At 49.7% G+C, this 13,826-nt stretch carries 8 protein-coding genes; 4 read left to right on the top strand and 4 right to left on the bottom strand.

The window, feature by feature from the left end; all coding sequences use genetic code 11:
• Window positions 1–79 precede the first annotated feature (79 nt).
• The 3 genes from greA to HRI97_RS07335 all read left to right on the top strand — a co-directional run bounded on the left by greA (window position 80) and on the right by HRI97_RS07335 (window position 6,396).
• Window positions 80–2,782: a transcription elongation factor GreA gene (gene greA / locus HRI97_RS07325; RefSeq protein ID WP_253724845.1), complete on the top strand. Its 2,703-nt coding sequence runs from the start codon at window positions 80–82 to the stop codon at window positions 2,780–2,782.
• A gap of 129 nt (window positions 2,783–2,911) precedes the next feature.
• Window positions 2,912–5,359 (top strand): hypothetical protein, encoded by a 2,448-nt coding sequence (locus tag HRI97_RS07330; RefSeq protein WP_253724847.1) that lies wholly within the window; start codon window positions 2,912–2,914, stop codon window positions 5,357–5,359.
• Window positions 5,360–5,466: 107 nt separating this feature from the next.
• Window positions 5,467–6,396 carry an MBL fold metallo-hydrolase gene (locus HRI97_RS07335; protein WP_180486462.1) on the top strand — a complete coding sequence of 310 codons (930 nt, stop codon included), beginning with the start codon at window positions 5,467–5,469 and terminating at the stop codon, window positions 6,394–6,396.
• 92 nt (window positions 6,397–6,488) lie between these two features.
• Here HRI97_RS07335 and tpiA read toward each other — a convergent pair whose 3' ends face one another.
• Both tpiA and HRI97_RS07345 read right to left on the bottom strand, forming a co-directional pair.
• Window positions 6,489–7,238: a triose-phosphate isomerase gene (gene tpiA, locus HRI97_RS07340; protein WP_253724849.1), complete on the bottom strand. Its 750-nt coding sequence runs from the start codon at window positions 7,236–7,238 to the stop codon at window positions 6,489–6,491.
• 377 nt (window positions 7,239–7,615) lie between these two features.
• Window positions 7,616–8,887 (bottom strand): phosphoglycerate kinase, encoded by a 1,272-nt coding sequence (locus tag HRI97_RS07345; RefSeq protein WP_180486464.1) that lies wholly within the window; start codon window positions 8,885–8,887, stop codon window positions 7,616–7,618.
• A gap of 210 nt (window positions 8,888–9,097) precedes the next feature.
• Here HRI97_RS07345 and HRI97_RS07350 point away from each other — a divergent pair, with 210 nt between their 5' ends.
• On the top strand, window positions 9,098–9,964 hold the full coding sequence (locus HRI97_RS07350) for a hypothetical protein (protein WP_253724850.1): 867 nt from the start codon (window positions 9,098–9,100) through the stop codon (window positions 9,962–9,964).
• Between the two features lie 134 nt (window positions 9,965–10,098).
• Here the strand turns inward: HRI97_RS07350 and HRI97_RS07355 are convergent, their stop codons facing one another.
• The gene (locus tag HRI97_RS07355; RefSeq protein WP_253724852.1) at window positions 10,099–11,178 is read right to left on the bottom strand and encodes a tetratricopeptide repeat protein; all 1,080 of its coding nucleotides are present in this window, start codon (window positions 11,176–11,178) and stop codon (window positions 10,099–10,101) included.
• Window positions 11,175–13,817: a hypothetical protein gene (locus HRI97_RS07360; RefSeq protein ID WP_253724853.1), complete on the bottom strand. Its 2,643-nt coding sequence runs from the start codon at window positions 13,815–13,817 to the stop codon at window positions 11,175–11,177. Before HRI97_RS07360 ends, HRI97_RS07355 begins: the two co-directional genes overlap by 4 nt.
• Window positions 13,818–13,826 lie beyond the last annotated feature (9 nt).

The raw sequence follows: 13,826 nt of genomic DNA on the forward strand, positions 1-13,826 counted from the left end.
AAAATCGGCCGGAACAAGAGGCCGTAAACTTTATTTATAAATTAACAATAATTTGCAATTATTAAACAAGGAGTATCGTATGGCAGATGAAAATCTCGTAACGCAGGTTCAAAACATGCTCAAAGAGGAAACGTGGACACGCGCGGCGATCAGCAATTATACAAAGAACAATCTTACGGAACTTGCCGACATCGTGGAAAAAGCGCGGGAAGCCGGATGCGCCGACGAACTGCAGCAAATCTGCGACGAACACCTCGCCCATACGAAAGACAGCATTATCGCGCTGTACCTGTCGGGCATGGTGTCGCTCGGCAAAGGTGCGCTCGACAATTCCGCGCTCGAAAACCTTGTCGACATCTTTCAAAAAAATCACAAAGAAAATATCGTCGTCTATCTCTGCGAAACGATTCTCGCCGACGATCCGAACAATAAATTTGCGCTTCGTACGCTCGCCGACTGCCTGCGCGCGGATAACAGCGATAAAGTGTGGGAACTCTACGAAAAGATCGTAAAGCTCGATTTTGAAGAAGCGGATTTGGCAAAACTGCTCGCCGAACACGCCGAAGCGGCAAACGACACGGAAACGGCGATCGACTACTATAAAAAAGCGCACCTCCGCTACATCACCGCCAAAAACATGAACGCGGTAAAAGAGACGTGGTCGCGCCTCGTCCAGCTCATCCCCGAAGAAATCGATTTTTTTATGCTCGCCAAACGAAAGATCGCAAAGACGATCAGCGAAGAACGGAGCGCCGTCCTCATGCAGGAATTGTACACGTGGTACAAAGACAATAAAAAATGGGATACGTCGATCGATATCTTAAAGCAGATTCTCGAAATCGACCAGCACGATACGTGGGCGCGCAAAGAGCTTGTCGACTGCTACCGCGGAAAATACGAAGGGAGAGCGCACCTCGAAGACTACATCCGATCGTCGAACCTGTCCCAGAGTTTCCGCAACGTATTCGAAGCGATAAACGATTTTGAAAAGCACATCGCGTTCGATGCCAAAAGCTATGTTTTTCACCGTTCGTGGGGCGTCGGCATAATCCGCTCGGTCGAAGACGACACGCTGAAAATCAATTTCGGAAAAAAATACGGCGTGCGTTCCATGTCACTCAAGATGGCGGTAAGCGCGTTGCAGCCGCTTGCAAAAGATCACATTTGGGTACTGAAAGCGACGAAAAAACGCGAAGAGCTTGCAAAAGAAGTAAAGAGCGATAAAACGCAGGCGCTTAAAACGATCATCAAAAGTTTTGACAACAGCTGTGACCTCAAACGCATCAAAGCCGAACTCGTTCCGGCCGTCCTCACTCCGGGCGAATGGACGTCGTGGAACAGCGCGGCAAAAAAGATTCTCGAATCGAATCCGCAATTCGGTGTGGACACGAACGACGTCAATATGTATACGGTACGCGATCACGATGTAAGCAAAGATATAAAGCTCGCAAACGAATTCAAAGCGCAAAAGCAATTTTTCCCGCGAGTCGATATGTTTTTGCGTTTTATCGAAGACGACGAAACGGATAAAAGCGGCGAAACGTTCAACGAAATGCTCTCCTACTTTATCGGATTCGTAAAATCGGTTTCGCACATAAACGAACAGGTTGTCGCTTCCTTTTTGACCATTCAAAAGGTAAATATGCTCGTTCCGTCGTCCGCTTATCAAATCAAATTTACATTTAAAGAATTGTACGACAAAATCGAAGAGCCGCGCAAAATGTATCTTTCGCTCAAAGACACGAAAAACACGACGCTCCGTGAAGATTTTATTAAAAATGTAAAGCTGCTTCCCGATTGGGACAAACAATACGTGCGCCTCTTTCCGACGGTACTGAGCCGCGCCATGCTCACCTCTCTTATCAACGCCGGAAAAACGGACATGGTTCGACGCCTTGCAGCCGATTCGTTCGACAATTTCAAAGACAACCGTCAAGCCGTTTTGTTTTTCTTCCGCGAATGCAAAGACGACGATTGGTTTAAGGACGCGGGTATCGCCTACGAAAAGCAGCTTATCGCGCTGATCAATATCGTCGAGCTCACGTTCCGTGAAATCAGCAATCACGTGAATACGACGGAAAACAAAAAAATCAATAAAGCTGCAATCGATTTGTTGTTCACGGACGACACGCTTATAAGCTATATGCTCGAAAACAATGAAGACACGGTAAAGCGCATGTATACGCTCGTCGCCGACATTGCGGATCTCGATCCTGCAAAAAAGGCGCAGCTGCGGAACAGAATTCTCGAAAAATATCCGGACTTCAAATTTCAAGCGTCGGAAGAAAAATCTTCCATGCAGCAGCGCGGCATGCTCGTTACGGCGAAAATGCTCGAAGAAAAGAAAGCGCAGGAAGAACAGATACGCACGGTCGAAATTCCGAAAAACGCCGAAGAGATCGGTGAGGCCCGCTCTCAGGGCGATTTAAAAGAAAACGCCGAATACAAAGCCGCGCGCGAACACCAGCACTTTTTAAACGAACGGTTGACAAAATTGCAGGAAGAGCTTTCACGGGCGGTTGTCTTCGATCCGACGACGATTACGACGGCGTTCATTTCGTTTTCGACGACGGCGACGCTGCACAACAACGATTCCGACAAAGACGAAACGTACACGATACTCGGTCCGTGGGAATCGGATCCCGACAACAACGTCATCTCGTATATGTCGCCGTTCGGCAACGCGCTTATGGATAAAAAAACCGGCGAGCGCGTCGCCTTTACAATCAACGACCACAACTACGATTACACCGTAAAAGAGATAAAAGCCGCAAAACCGTAAAAACGTAAATTTTAAACTCGGCGGATTGTCGAAAGAGCAAAGGACTTTTGAGACAGCCGCCTCGAGTTTTTAAGGATTCGAAAGACGCTGTACTGTCGAAGAGCGCGTAAAAATGTGTATCTTAAGCGTATGAAATATCGAAAAATATTTTTGTCCGCCGCCATCCCCCTCGCGGGTGCGCTTATCTTTTTTTTATACGACAAAAAAATAATCGGAGCACACATGACGGAAGGCACTTCAGCGGCCAATGCGCCGACTGCAAAAAGACGGGTAGTTTCGGAAAGCGATATAAACGGAAACCTTCCCAAGCACGTTTTCGTCGCCACACCCACTCAAACTTTTTCGCGCGGCTGGGAGTTTTGCCTTTCGGACGGAAAGATCATGATAAAAAAAGCGGGTGCCGAAAACTGGGCGCTCTTTCAAGGGACGGGTCTCCCCTTTCCGAAAAAAAAGCGCATCGCGAGAGGCGAACGCTTCGACGTACCGAAAAAGATCGTCGAAATCGCTGCCGACGACGATATGCTGCTCGCTTTCGACGATGAAAAAAAGATGTTCGTCTGCCCGCTCGCATCGAACCGCGTCGATAAAAAATTCGTGTGGACGAACGGTTTCGGCTGGCCGGAAAAAAAACAGCTCGTGCAGAACGATCTCGTCGCACATAAGCGCGGCTGGGCGACCGGTACGAGGAGATCGAGCATCGAATGGTATACCGACCGCTTCGGCAACGAACACAATTGGGGAACGATGGGCGTTACGACCGTCTACTTTCTCACCGAAAACGGACGGGAAATACGCTTTACCGATTCGGGACTTCCGACCGATTTGAGCGATACCATCCTCGGCCCCGAGCGCGGCGCCTTTACCGCGCAAAACATCAGCGCGAGCGGTTCCACTCTTTTTCTCATCGGAGACGACGGCACGATGTACACGCGCCTCATCGATTACGATACGATGGGATGCGATCCGATGTTTTTCAAATACACCTATGTCGCCGAAAAACAGCGCTACAAAGGCAGCGACTATCGATCCAATTTTACGCGCTGGGGATTGCCGAACGAAGATTGGCGTAAGCAGCCGGACATAGCGCTTTCGGGAAATGCGCGCCTTTCAAAATACATCTGTATATTTCAAAACGGCAAAGGAAACGATGCGCGCGTCCTCCGCGTCGCGGGTACCGATTCAGCCGGCAGGACGGGTTTTTATTATAAAAACCTGATCGATTCCGAATGGCGCTTCGAGCCTTATCCTCTCGTCATTCCTCCGTCGGCTTTTCTTTCGGGCGTAAAAGCGGAAGCCGAAAAGAAAAACGAATATTCGTATACCGGTACCGTCGCGCAAAACGGCAAAACGATAAGCGGCGTCACCTGTTCCGTAAGCGATATGACGCTCACAAGCGAAGGTTCCTGTACGCTTGTGCTGCAGTGCGGAGACGAAGCGAAATCGATTCCGCTCTACCTCGTTACGATGTGGACGTATATGCCACGCTACAATCCGGTATTCGACGGGACGCCGAAAAGCTTTTTCGCCACTCCGCATTTTTCCGAAGCCGATATTTCGGCGCAAAACAAAACGCTGGATGCGCTCCTTCACGGTGCGTTTCAAGGAAAAAATCTCGATCTCTTTTCTGCGACGGCGACCGCATGGGGACCCTATCTCATATTTACATTAGGGAAAAAACCGAACGAATACACGATATCGTTGAAAGCGACAAAAACTTCCGAGTCCGAGTTTAAAAAAGAGATGACGGCAAGCAGAGTACAAACGCAATCGCTTCGTACCCTCGATACGGCAAAGACGTACACGGCAAGCGACGTGCCGCTCCTCGAAAGTATCATACGGGAAAACGAAAACGTCATAGCAGAAGCCGACGCGCAGATGAAAAGCTATCTCAAAAACGCCGCGCGTTCGGAGCTTTCCCGCTGGGGCTACAATATCTTCGATACGATCGCCGCCGTGACGATGCTGAATCGTGTGGACGTGCCGAAAATAAAAACGCTGACTTCCTTCGGCGGACAGCTCATGGCGCAAAATGCGGATAATTTCAAATTCATTTCCATGTTCGAACTGTACGCGAACCCGTATAAAATTTCGGCCGCGCAAAATATCATCGACGAATGCGCTTCGCTCAAAGATCGCATAGCGGAAACGGGCAGCGCAAAAACCGATCCGGTTTTTAAAAACACGTACGGCGAATACTTCGACGCACTTCATATCCCCGACGTAACCTACGGCACCGTCACGTATAAAAAGAAACGCTACGAAACGACGATCAGGAGGATAAGCGCATCGCTTCCCGCTTTGCGCATGGAATACGCCGACGAAACGAACGCACAGTCCGTTATTATCGAATTCCCGTCGCTCATCGACGATATAAAAAAAGAACAGGAGCCGTTTACCGCCTCCGTCGTCTTCCGAACGATTTCCGGAAGCGGTTCGGCTTTTATTAAAACCGGCATCCGTTCATACATCATGAGCAGAACGGGCACCTACACGTGGGACGGAAAAGAAGCGAAAGTCGAAGTCAATAAATCGTTAACAAAACGGCTGCCGCTCTTTGCAGGCGGAAAAGACGGATGATATCGCACGGTAAAATGAGCGATGTGCGATAAAAGTGCGGAGTCCGGAAGACCGCGTTTTTGAACATACTGACTGCCGCCCCTTTATCTGATATACTTTTACGCGTTATGACTGACATACAGGAACTCATCCCCGACGTCTACGTGATCCCCGGCGGAACGAACGTCGGCGTCATACGCGTAAAAACCGAAAGCGGATGCGGCCTCTACCTCATCGATTCGGGCGGAAGCGAAAAAGACGCGCGCAAAATCGAGAAAATTCTTGATGAGCATTTTACCGACCGGCATCTCCGAGCGGTCATCAACACGCATTCGCACGCCGATCATACCGGCGGCAACGCCTATTTTGCAGAAAAAACGAAATGCGAAATATGGATGCCCTACCTCGAAAAAGGGAGCGTTGAAAACACGCTTTTGCAGCCCTCTCTCGCATGGGGCGGCTTTCCGCTTCCCGAACTGCGCACATCCTATTACGTTCCCGCGCACTGCGAAGCGACGCGCGTCATACGAGATGAAGAGTGCGTCGAGCTTTCCGACGGAAAAAAAATACGCTTTATCGCCCTGCCCGGCCACTATTTTGAAATGCTCGGCGTTATGTGCACGATCCCCGACGGAAAATGCGCGTTCTTTGCCGGAGATGCCGTATTCGGCAAAAAAGTTATCGCAAAATTTTCGATTCCGTTTATGCTCGACATTTTTTCATTTTTAGATACACTCGAAAAGCTCCGCTCCGTACGTGCTGACCGGTATGTGCCGAGCCACGGGGACGCCGTCACGAGGATCGACGAAACGGTCGAGATGAACGAAATCGCCGTTTTACAGACGATAAGCTGCATTATGAAGATTTTAAAAAAGAAGCCGCATACGGCCGAAGAATTATTAACCGAAGTCGCAAACGCAAACGGCATTTCGATGAAGCTCGCGCAGTACGTGCTCATCGGCTCGACGCTCCGCTCCTTTCTTACGTGCTTGTATGAAAAAGGGCGCATAACCTACGAAATCGCCGATAATAAAATGCTGTGGAAAGCGGTTGACTGAAAAGTCGGTTCTTTTTTCAGACAGCTGACGAGTTTAAAATTAAGTCTTTATATTACAATGACTTAATTTTAAACATCGCCCCATACAATTTTTTACAAAACGCAGATCGGAACGAAAGTGTCGGCTTTCAGCGCCGCCCCTCCGATGAGCCCTCCGTCGATATCCTTTTGAGAAAGCAGTTCGGCTGCATTTGCCGCTTTCATCGAACCGCCGTACTGAATGATCGTTTCGTCGGCGACTTTTTCGTCGTAGAGCTTTTCGATATGAGCTCTGCAAAACGCGTGGATCGCCTGCGCGTCTTCGGGCGTCGCGGTTTTTCCCGTGCCGATCGCCCACACCGGCTCGTATGCGATCGTAACGTGCGCCATTTCGGCGGCCCTTACGCCTGAAAGTCCCGCATCGAGCTGGAACGCGCACACGCTTTCCGCCTTTCCTTCTTCACGTTCGGACAGCAGCTCTCCGATACACAGCACGACATCGAGACCGGACGCGAGCGCTTTGCGCACTTTTGCGTTGATGAGCATATCGCTTTCGCCGATTTCATGCCGCCGCTCCGAATGCCCTATGATCACCGCTTGAACTCCGATGTCTTTGAGCATTTCGGCTGACACTTCGCCCGTGTGCGCTCCGTTTCCGGTAGAGGCGACATCCTGAGCGCCCAAAATAATATTGCTCCCTTTTACAACCTGCGAGACCGCATCGAGATAGACGAAGGGAGGAGCGATCATATATTTATTCGGTTTGCCTTTCAGCCGCTCAACCAAATCCTTTGCGAGCGCGACCGCTTCGGCTTTGCTCGTATTCATCTTCCAGTTTCCCGCAATATAATGTGTCCGTGCCATAAAAACTCCTATAAAAACTTTTGCAGGTACTTGCAGCGAAGCTTCAAGCAAGTTGCAACTTCCGAAAAAGTTTTTAGTCGTGCGCAAAAGCGCACACGTTCAATAATCGAGTTTGCGAAACTATACTGTATCGTATTCATTCGATTTTCATTAAAACAATACGTATATATAGATTCCGCAAACATCCGTGCAAACTCGAGATAAGAACGCTGCGATTTCGAGCAATGCACAGAAATCGCGAGTGTCTCCCATAAAAGAAAAACGCTTCAGCGTTTTTCGGCTTTAGACTCCAGCGCCGACGATATTTCAGACGGCGCTTTTTATCGTATCTCCTGTAGAAAAATTAATAATTTCCAAACTCGCCGTTTATCGATAAATTATTTTTGTGCCAAAATCGCGATACCCGGAAGCGTTTTTCCTTCAAGAAATTCGAGCGACGCCCCGCCGCCCGTGGAAACGTGGCTCATCTTATCGGCAAGGTGAAATTTATTGACCGCAGCGACCGAATCTCCGCCGCCGACTACCGTCATCGCGCCGCGAGATGTCGCTTCGGCGACCATACGCGCAACCGCTTCGGTTCCTTTCGAAAACGCTTCGAATTCGAAAACGCCGACAGGTCCGTTCCAAATGATCGACTTCGCTTCTCCGATCGCCTTTTTGTACAGTTCGAGCGTTTTCGGTCCCACATCGAGCGCCATGAGATTGTCGGGGATATCGGTACCGTCGATCGGAACGGCGGAAGCGTTCGCGTCGAAGGACTCGGCGCCTCTGTGATCGACCGGCAAAATAATGTTTACGCCTTTTTCTTTCGCTTCGCTTAATAATTTTTTCGCCGTATCGATAAAATCGTCTTCGACAAGCGATTTTCCGACGCTGTGCCCCTGCGCTTTCAAAAACGTGTACGACATACCGCCGCCGATGACGAGCGTCGATGCGTTTTTCAAAAGGCTTTCGAGCACTGCGATCTTCGAAGAAACTTTCGCACCTCCGATAATTGCAACCATCGGTTTCGGAGGATTGTGCAGCATCGGATCGAGGTACTTCACTTCTTTTTCCATGAGAAAACCGCCGACGCATTCCGTTTTCATAAACTTTGCGATCGTCGCAGTCGACGCCTGATCGCGGTGCGCGGTACCGAACGCATCGTTGACGAAGATGTCGCCGTAAGTCGAAAGCTCTTTCGCCATTCCCTCGCGCTCTTCGGCCGTCTTTGCCGTCTCTTCTTTATGGAAGCGGACGTTTTCGAGCATCATAACCCCGCCTTCAGGCAGCGCGTCGACGGCGGCTTTTTGACCGAGCGCGTCGGGCGCAAACGCGACGTGCGTGCCGAGCTTTTTTTCCAAATACGCGGCGACGGGCGCCATGCGGTTTTTACCCGCGATGAATTTTTCTTTGTCCTCTTCGGTAAACGGCTTTCCCGCCTTTTCCGCTTTTTCTGCGGCTTTTTTTACGTCTTTCGCAGGATCGCCGAGATGGCTCATTAAAACGAGACTCCGCGGCTTTTGCTCGAGAATGTATTTGATCGTCGGCAGCGCCGCCATAATACGCGTATCGTCCTGAACGACGCCGTCTTTCATCGGAACGTTGAAATCGACTCTCATGACGATGCGCTTGCCTTTTAAATCCACATCTTTTACGGTTTTAATCATAGTGCCCCCTGCTGTATGTTTCGAAAATTTTTTGCGATTTGATTTTTTATTATATATCTTCTCGGCGCAATATGCAATCGTATGATTTGATTTACACCGTGCGGAGTACCGCCTATTTTTTAGCGCATATAGTTTCCTGTGCGGCTGCTCTGACAAAACAGCAATAAAACCCTTGCCTTTTTTCAGTCGATTCGCTATTGTTTAGAGAAAATGAAACGGATTCGAATAAGTCTTGTATGTATTTTGGCGCTGACACTCCCCCTCGCCTCTCTTTTTTCTGAAGCGATTTCCGCCGAAGCGCAAAAGGAAATCGACGGCTTTATGACGCTGCGCATGAACCTCGCTTCCTGCGCTTCCCCCGAGAGCGCGCTTGCAAAAATCGAAGCCTATGCCGCAGAGCATTTTTCAGAAAACGCGCTCGCATCTTTTACCGATGAAGAAAAATTGATTTTCGAAAATTTTAAAATCCTCGAACAGTACAATTATATGCGGCAAATTCCGTCGATGGAAGGCTCTCTCAAATCGCTCATACGTACTCAATACGATAAAAACGACGCGTACTTTTCCGCGCACAAAAACGACGCGATAAACAAATGGCTGTGGTCTACGGCGGCCGATATGCTTTCGTGCAATTTGAGCTATGCGACCGTCGGCGTCATCATGCACGACGGTATCGCCGTAAAAAAGTATTATCAAAAAGCGCTCGAGGAAGACCCCGCCATGTCGTATGCACTCACGAATATCGCGCAGTGGTATTATTTCGCACCGGCCATCGGCGGCGGGAGCAGAGCGAAAGCGGGAGAGTATTTCGAGCGCGCGGTAAGGGATGCACGCACTGATGCTGAAACGTATTTTGCGAAGATTTTTCTTTCGCAATTTTTATTCGACGACAAAGCCCGCGAAGCCGAAAGCGCAAAGCTGCTCGACGAAGCGGACGCGCTTCAAAGCGGCGGAAGCTATATCGCGTGGATCAAAAAAGTCAATAAAGCCGGCTATTCGCTTTTGCAGTACAATGCAAAAAAGATGACAAAAAGCGACATCGAAAAAAAGCTTGCAAAACAAAACGAACGTCTTTAAAAATCGAAGTTTTCAGAAACTCGAAAAATTGTTTTTTAATATATAAAAAGTTTTAAGGGACCGTATCCTCCTTGCGGCCCCTTTTTTATTCATGGAAAAGCATATCGATTGAAGCCGTTTAATACAAAAATCCGCTATCGTATCTTTGTAATGGCCGCGTTGAATTCCGCGCCCGACACTTTTCCTTCGGGATAAAAATTGATTCCGTCGCGGAGTGTCATAAGTTCGTTTTCAACGCAGCCGAGCACCGCATCGAAATCGGGAGAAGCGAGCGGCACATCGGGGATCGGACTCGAAAGCATCCTTGCACGGTAGCGCTCGGAATATCGTGCGGGATTCGGATTTTTTCCCGCAGCCGTCCGCAAGTTCCATAAAAAGCGCGCGCAAAGGATACGGTTCGCTTCCGCAGCCGAGCTAAGCTGAGCGTCATCCGAAGCGCCGGAAACGCTTTTCAGCAAACCCGCACCCCTCACAACGGAAAACAATCTTTCCCCTCCGTACTTTTTTCCGCCGGTATAGATATCCAAAAGCTGCGTCGAGACTTGCGTTATTTCGATCATCTGTAAAAGCGAAATCGATTCGAGCGGCAAGAATTTTGCAAGCGCTTTATCGCCTGTAACGGCGTCTTTAAGTCGCCACGCTTTTTCGCGGAGCGGCGAGTATGCGCTTTTATAAAAAGGCGCGAGGAGCAAAAAAGCGGTATCGAAGAGGCCTGCCGCTTCATCGTACCTTCCCGCCCTGTATGCGCCGAGTGCGGATTCGAGGACGAGGACTCCGTCTCCGCTTCGAAGCGAAAGCGCTTCTTTTAGATTAACAATTCCCAAACGATGACCGAGCACGATCGCTTCGCTGTCGTCGGCATAGCGGCGGACAGCCTGCTCGTAGCATTTTTTCGCTTCGGCGGAATTTCCGCCGATAAAATACGCGCGGCCCAAAAGCGCATAGAGACGGGAAGCCGTCCGTTTTTCGAGTTCGGGAAACGCAAGGCGCTTTTGTATCTCCGAGATGATATGCGCTCTTTCAGCCGCATAATCTGCCGCATTGTCCCCGCCGAAAAAAGCGGCGTCGAGGGGGGCAAGGCGCGCCTGCATCGAAAGCGAAAAACCGCCGTCGGCCGTTTCATCCGAAGAGACGAGTACGTCTTTTTGAAACGTCATACAGGAAACAAGTGCAAGCGAGAACGCCGCAAAAATAATAATTACTAATTTTTTCATCGTATATCCCACGCATATAAATTTTTATCGAACGAAAGCACGATGCATTCGTCTTTTTTATCGCCGTTGACATCCGCTATGACAGGTACGCCCCTGCCCGCGACGGGAAATCCGGGTACGAGTTCGAGCGACTGCATAAAACCGTAGAGTACGTTTTCGTCGGCGCACACATACACGGCATCTCCCGAAGCGGAACGTACGGAAGCGATTTTCCCTTGCCGCGCAGAGGAAGCGCCGGGAATCTTTACCGTCGTAAAGGTACCGTCAAGGGCGAAACGATACACATCCGCATCCTCCGAAAGCGCAAAGAAAAAAGAGCCGCACGAGACGACATTCGTATAGAACACGCCGTTCGTCTCTATCGGAAATCCGTCTTCGAGCTTACCGTCTTTGAAAAGGTAAAACCTGCCCGATTGCGTTATAAACGCCGTATAGAGAAAACCGCCGGTTTGCAGCAGCGCTGGCGAGTCAAAGCCTATGCCTTCGATTTCCATCGGTTCGGAAGCATTAATAATTTTTTGATTTTTCATAAGATAGATCGAGCCTGCAAACGACTTTTCGTATACCGCCGCCGTATCGCCCGAAAGAGAAGGCGCGGAAAGAATTTCGCCGTCGTCCGGAAACCGCACTTCGTCGTAGGTACCGTCGTCTTTTACGACGATGATGACAGATCCGCGTGACGGGATCAAAAGTGTTTTGCCGAATGCCGCAGGGCGCGCGGACGGAGCGGCGCCGGTGAGGATCGGAAAGTTTCCGACGTTTTCAAGAGCGCGGTTCAGCAAATGTACCGCACCGTTCGCACCGACGGCCCAGAGCACGCCTCCTTCCCTGCACTTCTCCGCTGCCGGAACGATCGACGCGGTTTCGGTAAAACCGAGCTCCGTCTTTTTCATGGACGAAAGTTCAAGAGAGCGTATCTTTTTTCCGTTTTCAAGCCAAAACACCGCACCGGGATTTTTTCCCGCTTCGGCGTGCAGCAAAAAGTCGGTCGTTCCTTCGATCGCGATCGGAAAGCCCGGAACGAGGCGCATATCCGATGCGGAAGAAGCGACTGCATGCAGCTGACAGGTGAGCACGGAATTCTTTAAACGAAAATCGCAGCGACCGACCGTGTATAATTTGAGCACGTCGGCAAGCAGCGTACCGTTTCGGATAAAAAACGGAACACTTCGTTTCAGATCGTAATACACGCTCATCGTCGCTTCCGCCGACTGATTGCCGGACACCGTTTTCCAATTTTCGTTCCGCGCAAGCATTTTGCGTTCTTTCAGATCGTTGTACACGGTCGAAAGATTTTGCGGCGACTCGGAAAAATAAATATAATCCCCCTGTACAAAATAATACGGGCGAGGCAGATCGACGCCGAAGGACGCAAGCAGTTCGCGAAGCAAAAGCGGCATATCGATACGGGGAAGGCGCACGCCTCCGATTATTAAATTCGTATTGTTTTCGATCGCAAACGACGAAAATATGGAATCGAATATTTTTTCTCTCTGACGCGCGTCCCGTATCTGCAGCACAAAAACGGGATCGGTGTTGCCTTCGATACCGAGCACGGCACATTCGCTGCCCGTCCATGAAAAAACGATATCGTCGAGGGATACCGAAAAAAGCCGCTTACACCACGCGTTCGCTCTTTGCCATGTGCGCTCGATATCCGATGTTTTTTGCAAAAGCGGAAAGAGCGCGTCTTTCAATTCAGTGAACTGTCCCGCATTGAGCAGCGTATAGTACTGCACGCTCTCTCCGAGCTGCGAAAGAAGTGCGGGCATTTTCGAATTTTTTGTTAAAAGAGGTGCAAGCGGAGATGTGCTCTCGTCCGAAATCGCAAACGGGAATTCCGCTTTGACCGTGATATCCGCATCGGTAATGCCGAACGAAACGACGCTGAGAGAGGTTTCATCGAGCAGAGAAGAAACCGCCTCGGCGACATCGTTTCCGACGACAAACTGTTCGGCAAGCCGCTTTCCGTTTGCAATAATGCGGATGGGATCGTTTGTTTTTTGCAGCAAAATCGCCTTTTCTTCTTTTTTGTACGCATGAGCGTTATCGTCTAAAATCGCACGGGAAAGCGCAGCGAGCGAATCGGATACGACGAGGAGATTGTGCTTTTGGGCGATATAATATGCCGCATTTTTTTCGGCAGCGTATTTGAAATACGGAAAATCGTAATCGTTGACATATTCCAAATTATTAATATTCAAATGCGGCGCGACGAGAGGCGCGAGTCTCGTCAGCGAGGAAAGGAAACTCATATCGATGAGGGCGATATACGACGAAGTCCCCTTTGCCGCATAAAAAGCGGCATACACGCTTCTGGAAGCGGCAAAGCGTACGTATTTGTTGTCGCGCAAAGCCGACGAGCGGAACTCCATAAACGGAGCGCGGTAATTCGAAAGCAGCGGATCGGCGAGCAGCACGTCGGCGGCTTTCAAATCGATTATCGGAGAAACGGCATCCCACAGAGAATCGGTATGCACGAAAACCGAATAATCGGACGGAATAACTTCGAGCGGAGACATCCTGTCGAGAGCGGAAAAACCGATCCACCCGAAGAGAGAGACGAGGATGACGCACAAAAAAATCAAAAACCCTTTTAGAAGCCGCACAATGAACGGCGATTTTTTCTTCTCATTCATAGCGTCCAG

Origin of the sequence: Treponema socranskii subsp. buccale (assembly GCF_024181585.1) — a bacterium.
In the GTDB taxonomy this organism is placed as follows: Bacteria; Spirochaetota; Spirochaetia; order Treponematales; family Treponemataceae; genus Treponema_D; species Treponema_D buccale.